Origin of the sequence: Rhizobium rhododendri (genome assembly GCF_007000325.2) — a bacterium.
Lineage (GTDB): Bacteria > Pseudomonadota > Alphaproteobacteria > Rhizobiales > Rhizobiaceae > Rhizobium > Rhizobium rhododendri.
Genome location: NZ_CP117267.1, coordinates 447,736 through 469,371, shown reverse-complemented (window position 1 = coordinate 469,371; position 21,636 = coordinate 447,736). Strand labels below are relative to the sequence as shown.

The following is a 21,636-nucleotide window of genomic DNA, read 5'->3' as shown; positions in this document are numbered from 1 at the left end:
TCATGAACACCGATCTGCTTACCCTGTTCGACACCGACGAAACCAAGCTGCGCAGCATCGTCGCCGATGCGCTCAACGGCGCCGACGATGGCGAACTCTTCGTCGAACACGTCCAGTCGGAATCGCTGACATTCGACAACGGACGGATGAAGGGCGGCAGCTTCAACACCGAACAGGGCTTTGGCCTGCGCAGCGTCGCCGGCGAGGCGGTCGGCTATGCCCATGCCGGCGATCTCTCAGAAGCCGCCCTGAAGCGCGCGGCCGATGCGGTCGGCGCAGTGACGCGCGGCTATGCCGGCTCCTACGCCGCGGCCCCGCAGCGCACGAACACGCGGCTGTACAGCGACGAAAACCCGATCGGCAGCCCGAGCTTCGAGGACAAGGCCAAGCTCCTGCAGCAGATCGACAGCTATCTGCGCGACAAGGACGGCAAGGTCCGCCAGGTCACTGCATCGGTCGCCGCCTCCTGGCAGGTCGTCGACATCCTGCGCGCCGACGGCCACCGCGTCCGCGACATCCGACCGATGACGCGCATCAATATTTCAGTCATGGTCGGCGACGGCGACCGGCAGGAATCCGGCTCCTACGGCACGGGCGGCCGCGTCGGCTTTGGCGATTTCATCACCGGGGACAACTGGCACTACGGGGCCGACGAGGCGCTACGCCAGGCACTGGTCAACCTCGACGCCCTGGAAGCGCCGGCCGGCACGATGGATGTCGTGCTCGGCAATGGCTGGCCGGGCGTCATGCTGCACGAGGCCGTCGGACATGGGCTCGAAGGCGATTTCAACCGCAAGAAGACCTCCGCCTTTGCCGGGCTGATGGGTGAGATGGTCGCTGCGCCGGGAGTGACCGTCGTCGACGACGGCACCATCGAAAACCGCCGCGGCTCGATCACCATCGACGACGAAGGTACGCCGTCGGCCTACAACGTGCTGATCGAGAACGGCAAGCTGGTCAACTACATGCAGGATCGCCAGAACGCCCGGCTGATGGGCATGCAGCCGACCGGCAACGGCCGCCGGCAGGGATACGCCCACGTGCCGATGCCGCGCATGACCAACACCTTCATGCTGTCCGGCGACAAGACACCGGCCGAAATCATCGCGTCGGTCAAGAAGGGCATTTACGCAGTTTCCTTCGGCGGCGGCCAGGTCGACATCACCTCCGGCAAGTTCGTCTTCGGCTGCACCGAGGCCTACATGATCGAAAACGGCAAGATCGGCGCGCCGATCAAGGGCGCCATGCTGATCGGCAACGGCCCGGATGCGATGAAGCGCGTCTCGATGATCGGCAACGACACCAGCCTCGACACCGGCATCGGCAATTGCGGCAAAGGCGGCCAATGGGTCCCCGTCGGCGTCGGCCAGCCGCATCTGCGGATGGATCAGGTGACTGTGGGTGGGACGAAGGCTTAAGGCTCGGAAATCGATGCGGTCGGCCATATCGGATGTGGTCTAGCCGTGACGGCTTTCAGCGGATATCGGGCGTGAACCGCCACTTCCGCTCGACAGCAGCTGCAATGTCGAGATCGTGGGCCTTTGCAAAGAGCAGGATGTGGCCCAGGACGTCTGCGGCTTCATCTTCCATAGTCTCTGCGAGCTGCTCGTCCGACAGGCCTTTTCGACGGCCCCTGCCGGTCTTGCGGTTGAAGGCCTGCGTCAGTTCCCCGACCTCTTCCTGCAGCTTCAGCAAGAACCACTCAGTGTCGCGGATGATGCCGTTCTGCTCGGCGTAAGACCGTGACGCTTCTTCGAACTTCGCAGACAAATCGCCAAGCATTTCGTTCTCCATACGTTCTGATGGAGAGATGCATGATTCACCCGTCGGCGTCTATCCCGACGGGTGAAAGGACAGCGGACGTGGCCAAAGTCAGCCCGGCATCGCCATGCATTTGAAATCGTGTTTCTTCAGCGCGCTGCAGGCATTGTCGGCGGCGGCGCGGCTTTCGAAGCCGACGAAGCGGGCGCGATAGACCTTCTTCGAGCCCTTGCCGGCTTCTTCCGTGTAGGCAAAGGCGTTCAGCAGCGGGCCGCCGGTCTTCGCCTGTGCCGTCGCCAGCAGATCCTTGGCCGCCTTGGCAGAAGGCGTGGCGGCGATCTGAACCTGCCAGGCACCACCAGACGAGCCGGTCGATGCCGTCATCTCAGCCGAAGGCGCATCGTCCTCCGCCTCGGCCCTGTTGACTATTTCCTGCATCGCTTGCGGCCGTTCGATCGGCACGGCAAGACCGGTCGCCGTGGCGACCGTGCGGGTGATGACGGTGGTACGGCGCGGCGCCAGGGGAGCCGGCACATCGATGTCAGGCGATGCGGATGCGACCTCGACTTCACGGGGAGCAGCACGGCCACCGATACTTGCGACCAGACGGCTGCCGCCGCCGGACGATGCCTGGCTCATGTATCGATTAAGCAATCCGGCCATCTTGTCGTCGCGGGCACGCGCCGTGGGGCCCCCGAGGACGACGCCGATGAGGCGGCGATTGCCATCGCGCACCGTGCTGACGATGTTGAAGCCGGAGGCATTGGTGTAGCCGGTCTTGATGCCGTCCATGCCTTTGTAGCGGTACATCAGGTTGTTGTGGCCACGGATCGGCCGGCCGCGATAGACGAAGCCGGTCTGCGAAAACAGGCGATACTCGGTCGGATAGTCGTTGATCAGCGCGACGGCGAGCGTCGACATGTCGCGGGCGGTGGTGATCTGGCGAGGATCGGGGAGACCCGATGGATTGACGAAGGTGGTCCGGCTCATGCCGAGCTGGCGGGCCTTGGCCGTCATCATCCGCCCGAAGTTGCTTTCGCTGCCGCCGAGCGCCTCGGCCATGACGGTCGCGGCGTCGTTGGCGGACTTGATGATCATGCCATTGACGGCTTCGCGGACGCTGACGGTGGTGCCCGGACGAAGGCCGAGCTTGGTGGGGCTCTTGCCGGCGGCGTTGCTCGACACCTTGAGTTCGGAGTTCCAGCCGAGCTTGCCGCGATGCAGCGCCTCGAAGGCCAGATAGAGGGTCATCATCTTGGTGAGCGATGCCGGATGGTTCAGCTCGTCGGCACTCTGCGACGCCAGGACCTTGCCGTTCTTCGCATCCATGATGAAGTAGGCACTGCCGGCATAGGCGGCAATAGACGAGTTCGCCAGCACGACAGCTGCCGAGAGAGCCACCCAGATTTTCTTCATACCTGTCCCCAACCGAAACAAATGCCAGCTCGCCGCGACGGCCGGCTGTGCAATTATGCGACAAAAGCGTGATTTTGGCGCGATATCGAGGCAATAATCGCGCTTGACCGCCAATTTTACGTGTCACGGTAAAGGGCAGGTTAATATCGACGAATTTAAGCATAATTTAGCAAGGGTTAAGTGGCATCGGCCTATTCTGGGCCTGGCCGAACCTGGCCATGACCCCAGACCCGGACCGACATCATGGCAAACTTCATCAGCCCAGAGCTCCGACGCCGGCTCAAGCGGACGGTTGTCGGCGCAGGGCTGGATGCGGCGTTGCTGCTGAAATCGCTTGGGGCAATGAAGGCGGCCGCCGGTGTCGGTGCGATCTTCACTCTTCACCATGTGCGACCGTACAGCCCCCTCCCCTTCGAGCCGAACCGGCACCTCGAAATCACGCCGCAGTTTCTCGACCGGGCCATCCGCGAACTGAAGGCGGAGGGGCGGGTCTTTGTGGCCCTCGACGAACTGCCGCAACGCATAGCCGCTGGCGGGGCCACCCGCTTTGCCGCATTCACGCTGGACGATGGCAACCGCAACAATGTCGAGCATGCATTGCCCGTGTTCGAGCGGCACGGCGTCCCGGTGACGATCTTCGTTGCCAAGGGGCTTTCCGAGCGAACCCACAGCATGTGGTGGGAGACGCTTTCCGTTCTCCTCAGGGAGCGCGAGACGCTGGCCTTCGATTTTGGCCGGGGCCTGGAACGGCTTGATGTCGGCGACCTCGAGCAAAAGCAACTCGCCTTCGAGCGGTTTGCAGCTTTCGTGCACGGGACGGACGAGATGGAGGCAGTATCGGCCATCGACTGGCTGGCAGAGGATGAAGGCATCCAGCCGCTGGAGATCGTGCGCGCGCTGATCATGGATTTTGGCGAGCTTCAGGCACTGGCGCGCCACCCCCTGGCGTCGCTCGGCGCCCATACCGTCAGCCATCGGGCGCTCGCAAGGCTCAGCCCCGCGGAAGTCGCCTTCGAGATCCGCGAATCGGCGGATTATGTGGCGGCCATCACCGGCCGACGCCCGACCACGGTTGCCTACCCCTACGGCACTGCCGGCGCGGTATCGGCGCGCGAGGCACAGATCGCGGCGAGCCTTGGGTTTACCGTCGGCGTGACGACGCGACCGGGGACCGTGCTTTCAACGGCAGCAGCGCCGATGACGCTGTTGCCGCGGATTTCCCTGAACGGATATTACCAGAAGCCCCGTTACGTCGAGGCCCTGGCTTCCGGCATTCCCATGCGGATTGTCGGAAAGGGATGACTGGTCAGGGATACATGCGTACCTTATCCCAGGCCGCATCCTCGGCCGTTCGGCGGAACTCAATGCGGTCGTGAAGCCGGAACTTGCCGTCCTTCCAGAACTCGATCGACTGCGGGCGGATGCGGAAGCCGGACCAGTTTTCGGGACGCGGGATTTCGCCGATGGCGTAGCGCGCCGTATATTCCGCGACAGCTTTTTCCAGCGCGAACCGGCTTTCCAGCGGCCGTGACTGTTTCGACGCCCAGGCGCCGATCCGGCTGCCGCGCGGCCGGGATTTGAAATACTCGTCGGCCTCTTCGTTGGTCACCACCTCGACGGGACCGCGCAACCGCACCTGGCGTCGCAGCGATTTCCAGTGAAAGCACATGGCCGCTTTTTTCGCCGAAAGCAGTTCTTGGCCTTTCTGACTTTCGAAATTTGTATAGAATACGAATCCTTGGTGATCGAAACCCTTCAGGAGGACCATGCGGACGTTCGGCAGACCATCTTCATCCACCGTTGCCAGCGCAACTGCATTCGGATCATTCAACTCAGAGGCGTGCGCCTCTTCCAACCAGCTCGAAAACAGCACAAAAGGCTCGTTTTGCAGGGTGAAGTCACTGCTTGTTAACTCGTTTTCCGACATATTGGTTAAGCGCTCCGGATTTTAATCAAAGTGTCCAGGTTTGTCTGGCCCAGCAACATACGGGTGAAAGTCATAACAAGATCGACAGTCTATACAAAGGGCCTGCTTTCAAAGCGCGGCATCATCGCTGCCATGGGCATCGCTCTTCTGTCGCTTTCCGGCTGCACCACCGGCGGGATGGATCTTTTCAGTTCCGCCAAGGTGGACAAGTCGGTGACCACAGGTGCCGTCTCGAAGACGCCACCCGCCTCCGATACCGTGTCCGACGAAGTCACCGTGCGCAACGCCGTGACATCGGCGGATCTCAGTAAGCTCAAGGGCCAGCCTCTGGCCTGGGCCAATGCCTCGACCGGCAGCGCCGGCGTGATCGATACGATTGTCGAAAACAATGCGACCGGCCAGGTCTGCCGGCAGTTCCGCACCACCCGTCACGCCTATGACGGGATCGCCAACTTCTACGGCAAGACGTGTCTTGTCGGCGACAACGAGTGGCAGGTCCTGGCTTTCCAGCCACAGGGCTAACCCGCCGGGCCGAGCCGCGCAACGCGCGGCCGAGCCCCTTGCGGATTATGGCTCCGGACCGCCCATTCCTCGATAAAACTAACCGCGCTTAAGCTGGGCGATCGACAGCAACGTGTCGGCGCTGACGCCGAAGGATCCGGAGGGCTGCAGGATGGAGAGCGCCGACGACGATCCGGTGTTGTTATTCTTCAGGTCGTATTCCACCGAGAAGCGCTGCAGCAGCTTGTTCAGCTTTTTTGTGTCGTGCAGGTCGTCGATATTAATGAACTTTTTCAGTAGCTTTGCCTGCGCGTCGACATCCATCGACGAAATGGCACTGGGCAGGCTGTAGGTGGTGGTGATCACTGAATACAGCGCGCTGTCGGCCATGATGTCGTAAACGGAATTGATGGCAGGCGCCTGGCGCTGGAAATAGAGCGCAAGCCGGATGCCGTCATTGGTTTCGCCCTCCTGCTTTTCCAGGGTCTGGTGAAGGTAGAGGTCGTTCGTCGAATCCAGGGCGCCCTTGTTCTGCGCCGAGCCGAGCTTGGTGTCCACGAGCTTGCCGTCGATGCCGAAGTTGAACGCGTCGACGATGGGCTTCAATTGCGCCCCCGCCGCAGTGTTGATGAAGCTGTTGGCCTTGGCGGGATCCGAGGTGAATGCCTTTTTCAGCGTGTCGGCGGTGATCTTCTTCGGATCGAGGCCGTTGGCCGTCAGCACGAAGTTCGTCAGCTTGCTGTCCTTCAGGAAGTCGGACAGGTTGGTGACATCGGCCATCTTGGTCGCGAAATAGGTGGCGTCGGTCTTGATCTGGGCGACCGCCTTGGTGAGAGCGGGGCCGGTCAGTCCGCGTTTGCTGTCCTTGGAATATTCCGAGATGTAGGCGTTGATCTGCGTGGTCGAGAGAGCCGTGACCGGCAGCTTCAGTTTGCCCTCGCTGTCGAAATTGAACGCTTTTGCCAGATTGACGAAACGGTCGTCCTTCAGGGTGTTGACGTAGCTTTTCGGATCATAGGGATCGCTCTCCATGATCTTCTTCATCTGGCCCTTGGAGATCTCAGTCTCGCCGATACCATAGGAGCGCAACGCCATCTGGTAGAGTTCGGGGAGATTGTCGTTTGCCTTGCTCTTGTCGGCGGTGGCGTTGCTCGCAAAGAACTGGTCGATGGTCTTCACGGCCGCGATGCGGGTCTTGTAGTTGGCCACGGCATCGACGGTGGTGGCCGCCTGTTCCGCCTTGTAGTTGGTGGTGTAGGATTTTGTCGCAGCCGCGAGCTGGGCGGCCGTCTGGGCCTGCGTGCCCGATGCCACGGTGCCATCGGACTGGAAGTTGAACTGCGCGACCACATCGGAAAAGCCGATCAGCTTGGCATAGGTCGGGTCTTCCATGGCCGTCTCGAAGTCATAGCGCAGCGTATTTTCATTCGCCTGCCCGTCGAGCCCCTCCAGATTGTAGGCGATCTTGACATAGTCGAAGAGCCGCTTGTTGTGGGTCAGTTCCTCGACAGACGTCACCGAACCGATGTTTGCCTTGTAGTATGCGGCATCGTCGGCTGCAGCGGCGCCGGTAACGAAGGTGGGCACCGTGTCGTTATAGGCGTCCATGACTGCCGAGCGCTGGCCGAGGGTCTGGGCCTGGCTTTTATACTGGGCAACATAGTTTGCGGATGTCGTGCTGATCTGGTCGGCGGTCTGGATCACAGCACCATCGGCCACCTTTCCATCCGCCTGGAAGTTGAATTGCGCCAGTGTCGAGGTCAGGCCGTATCGTTCCGCCGTGGCAGCGTCGGCCACCGATGCGGCGAACTGCACGTCCGTGACTTTCGAGGGGACGCCGAAGGCTGCCTTGGCATAGTCGAAAAGCCGACGGTCGGAGACGAAATCGGTCGCCGACTTCACCGCACCGATGTTGGCTTCGTAATAGGCCTTGTCCGCGTCGGCTGTCGTGGTGGAGATGGTGCCGTCGGCATTGAAATTGAACTGTGCCGTAATCGCCTTGCCAGCCGCGCTGCCGTTGACGTTAACGAAGCTGGCGGGATCGCTGAGGTCGCTGGTCAGCATCGACTTCAGGAAGCTGTTCGAGACGTTCGTCGGATCGATGCCGTAGCCCTTCAGCACGTAATCCCTGAGGCGGGTGTTTTTCAGTAAGTCGTCGACTGTTTTGACGGAGCCAATATTGGCATCGTAATAGTCCGTCTCGGTCTTCGCCGCTGCCTCTTCCGTGGCAAAGGACTGCTGGTAGAGGCCGATCGAAGCGTCGGTCGTCTTGGTGGCAGCTGCCCCGAACATCTTCGTCGAGGTCGCAGCCGTCTGCGCCGTCGGCGTGCCGGATGCACCGAAGTTGAAGGCGGCGGCAATCTGCTTGTATTTCGGATCGTTCAGGCGGTTGGCAAAGCTGGTGGCATCGCTGAGGTCGCTGGAGAAGACCTTCTTCATGAAGCCCTTGGCATAGGTGAAGTCTTCCAGGCCATAGGCTTTCATGGCGTAGCTGTAGAGCTGGTAGTCGCCCATGAGATCGTCGAGCGTCTTCACATTGCCGATGTGGGCATTGTAATAGTCGATATCGCGCTTGGTCGTCGTCTGCGAGGACACTCGCGACAACGTCGACGTCATATTACGGGTATCGAGCGTAAAGCTCTGATAGGTCGATGTCATGATCGCGTGGCCCCACAGCTTGCGTCAGATCGAATAGGATTTCTATTGTAGCAGCGTAAGCTTACCCGAGACTTTACGGCGGCGTTTCTTTTATAACTGAGCTGTGGCGTTGCCTGGGGCCTGTGGCGGAAGAAGCCGGGCCGTCTCTATGGCGTCGGCGAGCGCATGGATATCGTCACTCGAGGAGCGATCCGCGACGAGCGGGGGCACGATGGCGCGAATGTTTTCAAACAGGGATTGCGCGCCGTGTCCAAGCACGATGCCTTCCCTGAGATCGACGGCACGGGCGGCGACGATCAGCTCTATGGCGGTCATATAGCGCCACTTCGCCACCAGTTGCCTCGTCTTGTCGATGACCGACATCGACATCGAGGCATAGTCTTCGACGCGGTCGGCCACCGGCGTCACCACGAACGGCATCGGCATGGCGAGATGGCCGATTTCCGCCGTCAGCGCGGCGATGGTCTTTTGCAGCGCGCCAAAGCCATTGGCGCCAGATTGCGCCGGGGCGAGAAAGCGCGGCAGGTCCGAGAAACCGGGCGACAGCAACTTCATCATCCGCTCCGCCGCCATCGCCGCCAGACGCGCAAGTGCGAGGCCCAGCGTATCGAAGGCGAGAACCATGTGGGTCGGATCGAAATTGCCGGTCGGCAGCACGATATCCTGATCGGCGATGACCGACGGATTATCGTCGCTGGAGCGAAGTTCGAGTTCGGTAGCGGCGACGGCGGCCCGGAAGGCATGCAGCGCCGTGCCCGAGACGGCAGGTGCGCAGCGCAGGCTGAGGGGGTCCTGCAGCCGCCTCGCGCCCTTGCCGGCCACGAGATCGCCGCCCTCGAGCAGCGCCCGGATCGCAGCGGCCACCTCGCCTTGGCAGGGGCCCGGTCGCAGACGGTCGGAAAGGGGATGGAGCGGATCGATGCTGGCCCGGAACCCCTCGAACGACAGCGCCACTGCACCGACATGGGCATCGAAGACGTAGCCGATGTCTTCGAGCAGCAGGCAGGCGAGCCCGACAGATGCAGCATTCGAGGAAATCAGCGACAGGCCGTCCTTGATGCCGAAGACGGGCAGGTCCAAACCAGCCGACGCAAAGGCCTCGGCGCCCGACTGGAGCTTGCCCTCTCCGGAGAGGACGACACCCTCTCCCGTCATCGTCAAGGCGATATGGGCGAGCGGCGCGAGATCCGCCTCGCCGATGGAGCCGGTCATCGGCACGCGGGGATGGATTCCCCGGTTGAGCATTTCGGCGAGCGTCAGGGCGACAGGAGACGAGACGCCGGAATAGCCGAGGCAGAAGCGGGCAAGCCGGCTCGCCATCATCGCCCGGACTTCCGCGACCTCCGCGAACCGGCCGACGCCGACCGCCCTTGGGCGCGCTATGGCCGACTGGCCGGAGCCTTCCGCCGGATCGATGCGCGTATCGACGGCGGCGCCAAGGCCGGTGCTGACACCGTAAATGGCTTCGCCTTGCGCGGCGTGGCGCACGAGGCAGGCATAGGCGGCATCGATGCCGGAGATGGCGTCGCTGTCGACCGAGACCGTGGCCTCCCGACGGGCGATGGCGCAGACGGCCTCGACACTGCCGCCGCTGCGGTCGAGCAACACGCCTGCCGCGCCTTTGCCAACTTTCATGTCTTCTGGATCCTCAGGCAAAGCGCAGCCGCTGGCCGATGCCAAGCCGCTTTGCCTTGTCGACCATGGCAGCCCCCAGCGCAATGTCCGTGGTCGACAGGCCGCGATGCCAGAAGAGGATGGTTTCGTCGTCGCTCTCGCGGCCGGGCTTTGCGCCGCAGACGATCTCGCCGATTTCGGCATGCAGGTTTTCCGCCGTCACCTTGCCCTCGTCGACATGGCGGCGGAGTGCGCCATAGGGGCGGCCGGGACCGCACTGGCCCCAGTCGTCGACGACGACCTTGTCCATGATGTCGGTGAGATCAAACTCCAGCGCACTCATCGTACCATAGGGCACGACGAAAGCGCCCTTCTTGACCCAGGAGGTCTTGAACAGCGGCGTCGGTTCCGGCAGCCGGCTTGCCTCGATCATGATGTCGGCACCCCTCAGACAGTCTTCCCAGGTTTCAGTGACGACGATCTTCTTGCAGAGATCCTGCTCGAGACGCGCGGCAAAAGCATCGCGGCTTTCCGGGCGGCGGGAATGGATGCGGATTTCGTCGAAATCGAAGATGTGGTCCAGCAGACGGACGTTCCAGTAGGATGTCCCGCGGGCGCCGATGTGGCCGAGGATCTTGCTGTCCTTTCGGGCCAGGTGCCGCGCGCCGATGGCAGTCACCGCGCCAGTGCGCATGTCGGTGATGGCGGTGGCATCGAGGATGGCCTTGGGCACGCCGGTCTGCGGATCGAAGAGGTTGAGCACTGCCATCTCCGAGGGAAGGCCGACCTTGTAGTTGTCGACGAAATCTCCGACCACCTTGACGCCGGCATAGTCGAGCGCCTTCACGTAGCCGCGCAGCACATTGAAGTGCCCCTTGTCGGAGCTTTCCGGCACCAGATGGACGCGCGGTTCGATGACGGTTTCGCCTCGCCCCTGTGCATCCAGGGCTTTGGAGACGGCATCGAGGATATCGTCGTTGGTGAGCGCCAGAGCCTTGACGTCCACGGCGTTGAGATAGTCGATCCAGATTTCCTGCATAGGCCGTCCTGCTCGAGAATTGACCGGACCGGGGCGCTGGAGGCGCCGAATGCGTCAAATCGGCAAATCCAGCGCCGCATCCTTAACAGTCCGGTCTGATATTACCCCAATTTTTAGTGAATGAATAACCATTGCCGGAGATCGCAGGCCACCAGACGCCTACCGTAACACCTGATTAGCAACTGTCCCGCAGGATCACAATATATACGCCACGGATTCCGCTTCGGCGGGACCGACCGAGGCGTCAGTGAAGTGGGAACGGCATGTTCGACATGGCGTACCAGCAAAAAAGCGGCGATCGAACACATGCGTGATCCTTACAAAACTTTGGGCGTCAGACAGGACGCCGACGTGGACGAGATCAAGGCAGCCTGGCGGTCCATGGCCAAGGCCATCCATCCGGATCACAACCGCGACGACCCGACGGCGACGGCCCGGTTCGCCGAGGTCGGCCGTGCCTACGAGACCCTGAAGGATCCGAAGAAACGCAGCCGCTACGATCAGGTGATAAATATGTCGTCAGCAGCCAAGGGCAACGGTCCGACCATCATGCAGCAGCGCCAGGCGGCGCGCGAAGCCGAAGAACGCGCCAAGGTGGCGCGTGCCAAAGCCGAACGGCTGATGGAAGAGCTGGAGCGGGCCAACGCCCAGAAGGCCCAGAAAGCAGCGGCGGCCGCAGCCTCTGCCGCCCCCTCGCCCTCCGCCTCGCCTTCTGCGGCACCCGATGGAACCGCTGCCCCGGAAACAGCCGAGGACATGGTCGAACGCATTTTTGGCGCCCGCGCTGCAGCCCAGACGGAAAAGCCGGCAATGGCACAGAAGGCGGCGGATGCTCCCGAGTCGGAGGCTGCCGAGCCTGCAGCCCCCGAGGTCGAGCCGGCGGTTGCGACAAGCACCCTTGCCGCCATCATCGCCCTCCCGCCTTTCGGCATGCTGACATCGCTCGTCCGGCGCATCACCGGCGCTGCTCCCCCCATTCAGGAAAAAGCCCCCGAGATTGCCGCCGAAGCCCGCATCACGCTCGACGACATCATCAAGGCGCAGTGGATCACCGTACCGCTTGCCGACGGCAAGGAAGTGCGGTTCCAGGCGGTTGCCGGCATGAGCGACGGCCAGGTCGTCCACCTCAAGGGGCAAGGGCTGAAGCTGCAAGGCATGCTGCGTGGCGACGTGGCGGTTACCGTGCATCTCGAACCGCACGAGCGGTTCAGCGTCAAGGGCTTCGATCTGCACACCACCCTGCCCGTGACGATCGAAAATGCAGTACTCGGATGGGAAACCTCGATCGAGGGACCGCGTGGCAGGCTCGCCGTCAGCGTGCCCCCATGGTCCGGCTCAGACCATACGATCCGCATTCCGGGCGAAGGCCTTGCAAATGACGAAGGCGGCAAGGGAGATCTGGTGGTCGAATTGCGGCTTATGCTTTGGGAAAAACCCGATCACAAGATGACGGATTTGATGCGCAGCATGAAGGATGGATTGTTTCTGTAGCATTTCGGTAGCGCGAGCACCCTTTATTACGTTCCCTAACAGTTGATGATGCTAGCCTAGCTTGAACCCTCGAACCGCCTATGCCATAGGCAGGGTCGATTGAAGTTCAAGGGAGCAGACTATGGCTCAAGCAACAGGCCTGATGGCAGGCAAACGCGGCGTCATCTTTGGCGTGGCAAACAACCGCTCTATCGCATGGGGAATTGCCAAGGCAATCCATGCGCAGGGCGGCGAGGTTGCTTTAACCTATCAGGGCGATGCGCTGAAGAAGCGTGTCGAGCCGCTGGCAGCCGAAATCGGCGGTCATCTGGCTGGCCATTGCGATGTTTCCGACGAAGCCACCATTGACGCCGTGTTCGACAATGTCGAGAAGCTCTGGGGCAAGATCGATTTCGTGGTGCACGCTATCGGCTTTTCCGACAAGGACGAGCTGACCGGCCGCTACGTCGATACGTCTGCCGACAATTTTGCCAAGACCATGCAGATTTCGGTGTTTTCGTTCACCTCGATTGCCCGTCGCGCTGAAAAGCTGATGACCGATGGCGGCGCCATGCTGACCCTCACCTATTACGGTGCGGAGAAGGTCATGCCGAACTACAACGTCATGGGCGTTGCCAAGGCCGCACTCGAAGCCAGCGTCAAATACCTGGCCGTCGATCTCGGACCGAAGAACATCCGCGTCAATGCTATCTCGGCCGGCCCGATCAAGACGCTGGCCGCGTCTGGCATCGGCGACTTCCGCTATATCCTCAAGTGGAACGAGTATAACGCACCGCTGCGTCGCACCGTGACCATCGAGGAAGTCGGCGACGTCGGTCTCTACCTGCTTTCCGACCTGTCGCGTTCCGTCACCGGCGAAATCCATCACGCCGACAGCGGATATCATGTCGTCGGCATGAAGGCCGTCGATGCGCCGGATATTTCCGTCATCAAGGACTGATTTCAGACAGGAATGCATTTTTGACGCTTTACGTCATCCGCCACGGCCAGACGGACTGGAACGCCGAGCGCCGGCTTCAGGGCCAGCGCGACATCGATCTCAACGATATTGGCCGCGAGCAGGCCCGCGTCAACGGTTTGACGCTGGCTGCCCTGCTCGGTGATGAAGCGTTGAATTTCGACTATGTTGCAAGCCCGCTTGCCCGGACGAGGGCAACGATGGAAATCGCTCGTGCGGCAATGGGGCTCCCGCCCGAGGACTATCGCACGGACGAGCGGCTGGTCGAGGTGTCGTTCGGCGCCTGGGAAGGCTCCACCCTCAAGGAACTGAAAATCACCCAGCCCGAGCGACTTGTCGAGCGCAATAGCGGCAAGTGGGACTTCATCCCGCCGGGCGAAAATGCCGAGAGCTACGAGATCCTGTCATGGCGGGTCGGCTCGTGGCTGCAATCGGTCGACAAACCGACCGTCTGCGTCGCCCATGGCGGCGTCATCCGCTCGCTGTTCCGCCTCGTCGCCGAGATACCCAAGGAAGAAGCGGCCGAGGGCGAGATCCCCCAGGACAAGATCCTGAGGATAGAACTGCAGGACAGGACTATCGGCTGGATCGACTGATCCTGCCGCCTGCCGCTTAGACGATATCCAGATCGTTGATAACGCGCCTGCCGTCGACTTCAGTATAGAAGACGATGACCTTGAGCCCGACCTCTAGCCCGTTGAAGTCGAAACTGGGCGGGGCCTGGTAGGTCTTGCCGTCGTCCAGCGTCAGGCTGCGATTCTTCAGATCGACCTTCCGGATGATCCCCTCGACGTCGGCGCTTTCGGCAAAGCCTGCAACCGGCGCAAGAAAGCTGGCTGTGGCCAATAATGTGGCAACAAAGAATCGCATTTTACCAACCTCTTCCAAATTCGGTCGTTCTGATGTTGACCAATAGCCTTCCGAATATGGCTGAAGTTGCTCGTAACAAAGGCTTTTACCGCCTTAATGATGAATCATCTTTAAGCGTTTCATTAAGTTCGGATTAACCAGGGACAGGCTTTGTCGACAAAGGTCAAACGACGGCGGGTAAGCCCATTTCGTAATCGGTCCCGGCCATGGCACTTCAAACTATGATTGCAGCGCCCGGCTTGCCGCGATGATGGCATCGCCGCGGAGCGTGGCGCGCCCGTCCGCAAGTGTTCGCAATTGTGTTTCTCCAACAGTTCTCCGGCAAAGAAAGCCTTTTGCCTCGGCCTGATTTTGTCCTAAGAGTGTGCCGCAATTCGAAGATCAAGCCGCGCCCGTCGCACCGACAGGCAGGCCCAAAGGCAAGCCGGTCGTTCCCCATGTCGCATAATACGTTTGGTCATCTGTTCCGCGTTACCACCTGGGGTGAAAGCCACGGCCCCTCGCTCGGCTGCGTGGTTGACGGCTGCCCTCCTGGGCTGCGGTTCACGCTGGCCGAACTGCAGGTCTGGATGGACAAGCGCAAGCCCGGCCAGTCGCGGTTCGTGACCCAGCGGCGCGAGGACGACATCGTCAAGGTGCTCTCCGGCGTGATGCTGGACGATGACGGTGTCACCATGACGACGACCGGCACGCCGATCTCGATGCTGATCGAGAACACCGACCAGCGCTCCAAGGATTATGGCGAGATCGCCAACCAGTATCGGCCCGGCCATGCCGACTATACCTACGACCTGAAATACGGCATCCGCGACTATCGCGGCGGCGGTCGCTCTTCTGCCCGCGAGACGGCAGCCAGGGTTGCAGCCGGCGGCATTGCCCGGCTTGTGGTGCCCGGCGTCACCGTTCGCGCAGCCTTGGTGCAGATCGGCAAGCACAAGATCAACCGGGACAACTGGGACTGGGCACAGGTCGACCAAAATCCGTTCTTTGCGCCCGACCCCAAGATCGTGCCCGTCTGGGAAGATTATCTCGACAGCATCCGTAAGGCCGGCTCTTCTATCGGCGCCGTCGTCGAGGTCATCGCCGAAGGCGTTCCGGCCGGCCTCGGCGCACCGATCTACGGCAAGCTCGACCAGGATGTCGCCTCGCTGCTGATGTCGATCAACGCCGTCAAGGGCGTCGAGATCGGCAATGGCTTTGCCGCGGCTGAACTGAGCGGCGAGGAGAACGCCGACGAGATGCGCATGGGCAACGACGGTAAGCGGATCTTCCTGTCCAACCACGCCGGCGGCGTACTTGGCGGCATTTCGACAGGCGAGCCGCTGATTGCCCGCTTCGCCATCAAGCCGACCTCGTCGATCCTCACCGAACGCCAGACAATCGACAAGGACGGACGCAATGTCGACCTGCGCACCAAGGGCCGCCATGACCCTTGCGTCGGTATCCGCGCAGTGCCGATCGGCGAGGCGATGGTTGCCTGTGCAATCGCCGATCATTATCTGAGAGACCGAGGCCAGACCGGCCGGCTGACATAAGGACGTTTCCATGCCCTACGACCAGAAGCGCGTCGTCGATGCCATCAGAGCTTTCGAAGCCGGCGAGATCGTCGTCGTCATGGATGACGACGACCGCGAGAACGAAGGCGACCTGATCGTGGCGGCTGTCCACTGCACGCCGGAAAAGATGGCCTTCATCGTCCGTCACACCTCCGGTATCGTCTGCACGCCGATGCCGCGCGAGGAAGCCAAGCGGCTGAACCTCAATGCCATGGTGGCGGAAAACGACTCGGCCCACACTACCGCCTTCACCGTGTCCGTCGATTTCAAACACGGCACGACGACGGGGATCTCCGCCGATGACCGCAACCTAACGGTGCGCAACCTCGCAAACCCCAATGTTGGCCCCGGAGATTTCGTCCGCCCCGGCCACATCTTCCCGCTGATCGCCCGCGAAGGCGGCGTGCTGATGCGCTCCGGCCATACGGAAGCTGCCGTCGATCTCTGCCGGCTGGCGAACTTGCCCCCAATCGGCGTCATCAGCGAACTCGTCAACGACGACGGCACCGTGATGCGTGGCCCGCAAGTCTCGGCCTTTGCCGAAACCCACGGCTTCAAGTCGATCTCGGTCGCCGACCTCATCGCTTATCGCCAGCGCAAGGAAACGCTTATCGAACTCGGCTCGAGCTTCGATATCGAGACCGCCTTCGGCAAGGCCCGCGCCCATACCTATTCGCTGCCATGGGATACCATGCAGCATCTCGCCGTCGTCTTCGGCGATATCCGGGACGGCGTCGATGTGCCCGTGCGCCTGCACCCGGAAAACGTCGCCAGCGACGTCTTCGGCAAGGGCCGCCCGGTCGAGCACTATATGAAGAAGATCGCTGACGAGGGCCGCGGCATCATCGTCTACCTGCGCGAAGGCTCCGTCGGCGTCGGTCACCACGACAATGGCCGCAAGGCACGTCAAGATCGCGAGGCCCATGCCGAAGCCCAGACCCGCGACAGCGAATGGCTGGAAATCGGACTGGGCGCGCAGATCCTGAAAGATCTTGGCGTCACCTCGATCAAGCTGCTGACGACGCGCTCGCGCCACTATGTCGGGCTCGAAGGTTTCGGCATCAAGATCGCCCAAACCGAGATCTGCTGAGGCCACTCGACAACAGTGCGGCGCGCTTCTGCGCGCCCTGGCTTATGAGCGAGACAGGGACGGATAGCGTCACCCGCGCCAGCCGTCGAGCAGCACCACGCGCTCGACGCCGGTAAACCGGGCGATGCGCTCGAGTTCTGCGCTAAGCTTTTCGAGCCTGCCGCTGGAGGCGCGCACGCCTTGCTCGAGCCATAGGCGCCTGACCTCGAGGGTACCGGCCTTGCGGTCGGCCTTCATGTCGATGCGGCCGATCAGCCGGTCGCCTTCGAGCAGCGGAAAGACGTAGTAGCCATATTCCCGCTTGGCCTCCGGTACGAAGATCTCGATACGATAGAAGAAACCGAACAGCCGCTGCGTGCGATCACGGTCGCGAAGCGCCGGATCGAAGGGGCTGAGCACGCGCAGGCGGGCCGGGGGATCCGGATGGTGATCGATGGTCTCCTCGAAACCGGCAAACGCAAAGGATGGACGCGGCTTGCCGCCGAGCGCCGGTTCGATCAGCACCTCGCAGAGTTCCTGGCCGTGGGCATCGACCCATGTCTTGACCTCCTGGGGCGTCAGCAGGTTCCAGAAGGCGGCAATCTCGCCTGACGTGGCAAAGCCGAGGCGCTGCAGCGCGCTGCGACAGGCCCAGTCGACGAAGGCCTCGTGGTCGACCTCTCCAGCCAGGAATTCGGCGGGGATGACGCGCTCGACGAGATCGTAGATCTTCTGGAAATTGCGGCGGCCAGCGATTGCGAACTTCCCGGTGCGCCAGTGATATTCCAGCGCCGTCTTGTTCGGATGCCAGTTCCACCAGCCGCCCGAGACATGGCCGTCCGCCTTGATCTCGCGCGCCATGATCGCGCCGCCATTGGCGACACGCTCATAGGTCTCCTCGAACGCGGCCTCGAACCCCTCGCCCCGCCACTTGCGCCAACGCTCGATGATCGCGGCGTCCTCGCGGCGAAACTTGTGCTTCCAGTAGACAAAGAAATCGCTCGGCAGGATCGAGGCGTCGTGCGTCCAGTGCTCGAACAGTGCACCGTCCTTTTCCAAAAGCTCCGTCAGGTGCTCGCGGCGATAGGTCTGGTTGCGGGAAAACAGGATCTGGTGATGTGCCCGCTCGACCGTGCCGATGCTGTCGACCTGGACGAAGCCGATGTCCTTGATCAGTTGCAGCAGCCCGGCTTTGTCGAGCGCGCGGTTGGGTGGCGTCGCCAGCCCCTGACGGGCCAGGAAGACGCGGCGGGCGTCGCTGTTTGAAATCAGAATCGTCATGCGGAGAGGATGGCCCTTTATCGACGCCATATCAAACGTCCGCCTTCTATATTTGCCACCCCGCATTTACCGGCTATAGGACAGCGTCTCCGTTTCACGAGGGCCTACATTGGATATTCGCTTCGAGCAGGCGGGACTGCGGTTCGGCCAGCAGGTCGCGCTTCAGCCTTTCAGCGTGACGCTGATCGAGCGGCGCGTCGGCATTATCGGCCTCAATGGCTCCGGCAAGAGCAGTTTCGCCCGGATGATAAACGGGCTCGCCAAGCCGACGACGGGCCGCGTGGTGGTCGATGGGCTCGATACCGTCGCCGATGCCAAGGCGGTGCTTGGCAAGGTGGGCTTCATCTTCCAGTCGCCGCAGAACCAGATCATCCTGCCAGTCGTGCGTGACGATATCGCGCTAGGCCTCAAAAATCGCGGGCTCGGCAAGCCGGAGATTGCGGCTGCCGTCGATGCCGTACTCGACCGCCTCGACGCCCGGCACCTGGCCGACCGGCGCGCCCACGAGCTTTCCGGCGGCGAACTGCAGCTGGCGGCGCTTTGCTCGGTGCTGGTCACCGGCCCCGACATCCTGATCCTCGACGAGCCGACCAACCAGCTCGATCTTCGCAACCGGGGACGGGTCGAGAGAATGATCGGCGAACTGCCTGAAAACGTCATCGTCATCAGCCACGACCTCGAATTGATCGAGAATTTCGAGCGCGTGCTGCTGTTCGACAAGGGACGGCTCGTCGCCGAAGGATCACCCGGCGACAGCATTGCGCTCTACCGGGAGATCGCCCGCTGATGCAATCGCTTTATGTCGATGCCGATAGCTGGATGCATCGCCTCTCCGCAAGGCTGAAGCTCATTGTCATGGCGCTGCTCGGTATCGCATTGTTTGCGACCGGTAACCCCGGCGTGCTGGGCGTGGCGCTGCTGGCAGGGGCGTTTCTCTATTTTACCTGCGGATTGGGCTGGAAGGAGGCGCTGCAGCGCTTGCGGCCGGTGCTGCTGACCATTGCCTTCGTCAGCCTGTTCAGCCTGCTATTCAATCCGTGGGATCAGGCCCTGGTCACCGTCCTCAGGTTGGTAACGCTGACGCTGTTTGCCGCCACGGTGACGGCGACTACCACCATTGCCGACTTCATGGACGAAATAACCTGGGCGGCGATGCCACTTGAACGGACAGGACTGGTGAAGGCTGCCGATATCGGTCTTGCGGTCGGCCTCGTGGTCCGCTTCGTGCCTGAGATCGTCGGCCGCTATGCGGCGATCCGGGAGGCGCATCAGGCGCGCGGGCTTACGATCCGGGTGCGGACGACGCTGGTGCCGCTGATCATTCTGACGCTGCGGGATGCAGACGCCATCGCCGCAGCGATTGACGCGCGCGGCATTCGGCGGCATTGAAAAAGTAACAGTTGATTTTGGAGCCCCCCATGAGTACCCGCGACCTCGTCCTCTCCGCCCTTTTCGCAGCGATCATCGTGGCGCTCGGACTTTTGCCGCCGATCTCGCTCGGCGTCATTCCGGTACCGATCACCGCGCAGTCGTTGGGCGTCATGATGGCCGGCGTCGTGCTCGGGGCCAAACGCGGGGCAATCGCCGCGCTGATCGTCGTGCTGCTGGTCGCCATCGGCCTGCCGGTGCTGTCCGGCGGGCGTGGAGGCCTGGCGGTCTTCGTGGCACCGACGGCGGGCTTCCTCGTCGGATGGATTTTTGCGGCGTTCGTGACCGGCATGCTCTCCGAGCGGCTGGTTAAGGCTGAGCAGTCGGGCATCGCACAGGGCATCGGCTTCTTCATCGCCTCCGTCGCCGGCGGCGTGGTCGTGCTCTATGCCTTCGGCATCGCCTATCTCGCCATCGCCGCCAATATCGGCTTCAGCAAGGCCTTCTTCGGGTCGCTGGCCTTCGTGCCCGGCGATATCGTCAAGGCGGTCGTCGCAGCGCTGGTCGGCCGCGCGGTCATGGCCGGCTACCCGCTGCTGCCGCAGCGGAACTGATCAGTCGAGATATTTGTAGAGCCAGTCGCGGGTGTCTTCCGGCAGCGGCGACGGCTCGTGCTCCTCGCCACGCACGGCCAGCCAGAGGATCTCCACTTCGGCTGCCAGTTCGTTGCCCGCCTCGACCATCACCATGAAGCCGACCGACTTGCCGCCGATCTTGTTGACGGTCACAGAGAAGCGGGCAAACTCGTCGTATCTGAGCCCCCGGTGCAGGGAGCAGGAGGCGCGGGTCGGGATGTATATCGGCTCGTCGCTGACTTCGGGCCGTTCACGCCAGAAGTTCGACAGCGCGGTTTCCGCCTCCGAAATGTAGGAGGCGATGAACATCTGGCCGAACCTGTCGACATCGCGCGGTGGAACGCGCATTTCGGTGATGTCTGCTCGCTGGGCTCTACTCATTACACAACCTTGACGGACACGCTGTCCTTAATGAAAGCTTAAGCACCGGCTCGGCCGAAAGTAAACGGGCCTTGCCTCCTCTTGGTTAAGCGCATTTGTTGACATTGTGGTGATCGCTCCCATCTGCCGTGCTAGGTGAGATGTTTCATAGTTAGGCTGACCGCATGAGCACGCGTCTTTACGAACATCCGATTTTCCTGGAGCATATCACGCCCGATGGCCATCCGGAGAGATCCGACAGGCTGCGGTCGATCAATATCGCCCTGGAGCATCCCAATTTCGCCCGGCTGGAACGGCGCGATGCGCCGCAGGCCAACGAGGACGCCATCCTGCTCGCCCACCCGGAAGAGCACCTGGAATTTGTGATGCGCTCGATCCCAGACGCCGAGGACGGCGAAGGGCAGATCAACCAGCTTGAAGCGGACACCTACGCCAGCCCGAAAAGCCTGCAGGCGGCGCTGACCGGTGTCGGCGGGGCGATGGCTGCGGTGGACGACGTGTTTACCGGGGCTGCGGACAATGTCTTCGTCGCCTCGCGGCCGCCCGGCCACCACGCCGAGAAGAACAAGGCGATGGGCTTCTGCTTCTTCAACAATGCCGCCATTGCCGCCCGCCATGCGCAGCGGACCTACGGCGCCGAACGCGTTGCCATCGTCGACTGGGACGTGCACCACGGCAACGGCACGCAGGACATCTTCTGGGACGATCCGTCCGTGCTGTTCTGCTCGACGCACCAGATGCCGCTCTATCCGGGATCCGGTGCCAAGACCGAAACCGGCGGCAAAGGCACCATCGTCAATGCGCCGCTGTCGCCCAACAGCGGCAGCGACCATTTCCGCGAGGCGTTCAAGTCGCGCGTGCTGCCAGCGCTCGACGACTTCCGGCCGGACCTGATCATCATCTCGGCCGGCTTCGATGCCCACCACCGCGATCCATTGGCGCAGATCAACCTGACCGGCGAGGATTTCGACTGGGCGACCGGGCGCGTTCTCGAAATGGCCGACAAGAGCGCCAAGAACCGGGTCGTCAGCCTGCTCGAAGGCGGATATGATCTGGAGGGGCTGGCCGAATCGGCGGGCCTGCATATTCTGCGTATGATGAAGGGTTGACG

At 62.1% G+C, this 21,636-nt stretch carries 21 protein-coding genes; 12 read left to right on the top strand and 9 right to left on the bottom strand.

Annotated elements, in window-relative coordinates:
* Positions 1-2: 2 nt before the first annotated feature.
* Complete coding sequence (gene tldD / locus PR018_RS02260) at positions 3-1,418, top strand: metalloprotease TldD (RefSeq protein ID WP_142824200.1); 1,416 nt, start codon at positions 3-5, stop codon at positions 1,416-1,418.
* A gap of 55 nt (positions 1,419-1,473) precedes the next feature.
* Here the strand turns inward: tldD and PR018_RS02255 are convergent, their stop codons facing one another.
* The gene (locus PR018_RS02255) at positions 1,474-1,782 is read right to left on the bottom strand and encodes a MazG nucleotide pyrophosphohydrolase domain-containing protein (RefSeq protein ID WP_142824199.1); all 309 of its coding nucleotides are present in this window, start codon (positions 1,780-1,782) and stop codon (positions 1,474-1,476) included.
* A 90-nt stretch (positions 1,783-1,872) separates the two neighbouring features.
* Positions 1,873-3,177 (bottom strand): D-alanyl-D-alanine carboxypeptidase, encoded by a 1,305-nt coding sequence (locus PR018_RS02250; RefSeq protein WP_142824198.1) that lies wholly within the window; start codon positions 3,175-3,177, stop codon positions 1,873-1,875.
* A gap of 255 nt (positions 3,178-3,432) precedes the next feature.
* Between PR018_RS02250 and PR018_RS02245 the strand changes: the two genes are divergently transcribed.
* Positions 3,433-4,479 carry a polysaccharide deacetylase family protein gene (locus PR018_RS02245; protein ID WP_142824469.1) on the top strand — a complete coding sequence of 349 codons (1,047 nt, stop codon included), beginning with the start codon at positions 3,433-3,435 and terminating at the stop codon, positions 4,477-4,479.
* Positions 4,480-4,483: 4 nt separating this feature from the next.
* On the opposite strand, the gene pdxH is transcribed toward PR018_RS02245, so the two are convergent.
* Complete coding sequence (pdxH, locus tag PR018_RS02240; RefSeq protein ID WP_142824197.1) at positions 4,484-5,104, bottom strand: pyridoxamine 5'-phosphate oxidase; 621 nt, start codon at positions 5,102-5,104, stop codon at positions 4,484-4,486.
* A gap of 63 nt (positions 5,105-5,167) precedes the next feature.
* Between pdxH and PR018_RS02235 the strand changes: the two genes are divergently transcribed.
* Positions 5,168-5,626 carry an RT0821/Lpp0805 family surface protein gene (locus PR018_RS02235; protein ID WP_142824196.1) on the top strand — a complete coding sequence of 153 codons (459 nt, stop codon included), beginning with the start codon at positions 5,168-5,170 and terminating at the stop codon, positions 5,624-5,626.
* A gap of 78 nt (positions 5,627-5,704) precedes the next feature.
* Here PR018_RS02235 and PR018_RS02230 read toward each other — a convergent pair whose 3' ends face one another.
* The 3 genes from PR018_RS02230 to PR018_RS02220 form a co-directional block, all read right to left on the bottom strand.
* Complete coding sequence (locus PR018_RS02230) at positions 5,705-8,263, bottom strand: DUF1217 domain-containing protein (RefSeq protein WP_142824195.1); 2,559 nt, start codon at positions 8,261-8,263, stop codon at positions 5,705-5,707.
* Positions 8,264-8,353: 90 nt separating this feature from the next.
* Complete coding sequence (locus PR018_RS02225; RefSeq protein WP_142824194.1) at positions 8,354-9,898, bottom strand: HAL/PAL/TAL family ammonia-lyase; 1,545 nt, start codon at positions 9,896-9,898, stop codon at positions 8,354-8,356.
* Between the two features lie 13 nt (positions 9,899-9,911).
* On the bottom strand, positions 9,912-10,916 hold the full coding sequence (locus PR018_RS02220) for an ornithine cyclodeaminase family protein (protein WP_142824193.1): 1,005 nt from the start codon (positions 10,914-10,916) through the stop codon (positions 9,912-9,914).
* A gap of 306 nt (positions 10,917-11,222) precedes the next feature.
* Between PR018_RS02220 and PR018_RS02215 the strand changes: the two genes are divergently transcribed.
* From PR018_RS02215 to PR018_RS02205, 3 genes are all read left to right on the top strand, one after another.
* On the top strand, positions 11,223-12,407 hold the full coding sequence (locus PR018_RS02215) for a DnaJ C-terminal domain-containing protein (protein ID WP_142824192.1): 1,185 nt from the start codon (positions 11,223-11,225) through the stop codon (positions 12,405-12,407).
* Positions 12,408-12,528: 121 nt separating this feature from the next.
* Positions 12,529-13,347, top strand: a complete 819-nt coding sequence (fabI, locus tag PR018_RS02210; protein WP_142824191.1) for an enoyl-ACP reductase FabI — start codon at positions 12,529-12,531, stop codon at positions 13,345-13,347.
* A 20-nt stretch (positions 13,348-13,367) separates the two neighbouring features.
* Positions 13,368-13,961, top strand: a complete 594-nt coding sequence (locus PR018_RS02205) for a histidine phosphatase family protein (protein WP_142824190.1) — start codon at positions 13,368-13,370, stop codon at positions 13,959-13,961.
* A 16-nt stretch (positions 13,962-13,977) separates the two neighbouring features.
* Here PR018_RS02205 and PR018_RS02200 read toward each other — a convergent pair whose 3' ends face one another.
* Positions 13,978-14,235 (bottom strand): DUF1344 domain-containing protein, encoded by a 258-nt coding sequence (locus tag PR018_RS02200; protein ID WP_142824189.1) that lies wholly within the window; start codon positions 14,233-14,235, stop codon positions 13,978-13,980.
* A 437-nt stretch (positions 14,236-14,672) separates the two neighbouring features.
* On the opposite strand from PR018_RS02200, the gene aroC reads away from it, so the two are divergent.
* Together aroC and ribB are read left to right on the top strand one after the other, a co-directional pair.
* Positions 14,673-15,770: a chorismate synthase gene (gene aroC / locus PR018_RS02195; protein ID WP_142824188.1), complete on the top strand. Its 1,098-nt coding sequence runs from the start codon at positions 14,673-14,675 to the stop codon at positions 15,768-15,770.
* A gap of 10 nt (positions 15,771-15,780) precedes the next feature.
* Positions 15,781-16,881, top strand: coding sequence for a 3,4-dihydroxy-2-butanone-4-phosphate synthase (ribB, locus tag PR018_RS02190; RefSeq protein ID WP_142824187.1), 1,101 nt, complete (start codon positions 15,781-15,783; stop codon positions 16,879-16,881).
* 69 nt (positions 16,882-16,950) lie between these two features.
* Here the strand turns inward: ribB and PR018_RS02185 are convergent, their stop codons facing one another.
* The gene (locus tag PR018_RS02185) at positions 16,951-18,141 is read right to left on the bottom strand and encodes a winged helix-turn-helix domain-containing protein (protein ID WP_142824186.1); all 1,191 of its coding nucleotides are present in this window, start codon (positions 18,139-18,141) and stop codon (positions 16,951-16,953) included.
* 109 nt (positions 18,142-18,250) lie between these two features.
* Here PR018_RS02185 and PR018_RS02180 point away from each other — a divergent pair, with 109 nt between their 5' ends.
* Genes PR018_RS02180 through PR018_RS02170 form a run of 3 tightly spaced genes read left to right on the top strand, consistent with a single transcriptional unit; the run spans position 18,251 to position 20,123 of the window.
* The gene (locus tag PR018_RS02180) at positions 18,251-18,928 is read left to right on the top strand and encodes an energy-coupling factor ABC transporter ATP-binding protein (RefSeq protein ID WP_142824185.1); all 678 of its coding nucleotides are present in this window, start codon (positions 18,251-18,253) and stop codon (positions 18,926-18,928) included.
* A complete protein-coding gene (locus tag PR018_RS02175) occupies positions 18,928-19,530 on the top strand; it encodes an energy-coupling factor transporter transmembrane component T family protein (RefSeq protein ID WP_142824184.1) in 603 nt (200 codons plus the stop codon). The genes PR018_RS02180 and PR018_RS02175 overlap by 1 nt, the downstream gene beginning before the upstream one ends.
* 29 nt (positions 19,531-19,559) lie before the next feature.
* Positions 19,560-20,123, top strand: a complete 564-nt coding sequence (locus tag PR018_RS02170) for a biotin transporter BioY (protein WP_142824183.1) — start codon at positions 19,560-19,562, stop codon at positions 20,121-20,123.
* Here PR018_RS02170 and PR018_RS02165 read toward each other — a convergent pair whose 3' ends face one another.
* Complete coding sequence (locus PR018_RS02165) at positions 20,124-20,525, bottom strand: acyl-CoA thioesterase (RefSeq protein WP_142824182.1); 402 nt, start codon at positions 20,523-20,525, stop codon at positions 20,124-20,126.
* Between the two features lie 164 nt (positions 20,526-20,689).
* Here PR018_RS02165 and PR018_RS02160 point away from each other — a divergent pair, with 164 nt between their 5' ends.
* Positions 20,690-21,634, top strand: a complete 945-nt coding sequence (locus PR018_RS02160; RefSeq protein WP_142824181.1) for a histone deacetylase family protein — start codon at positions 20,690-20,692, stop codon at positions 21,632-21,634.
* Positions 21,635-21,636: the final 2 nt, after the last annotated feature.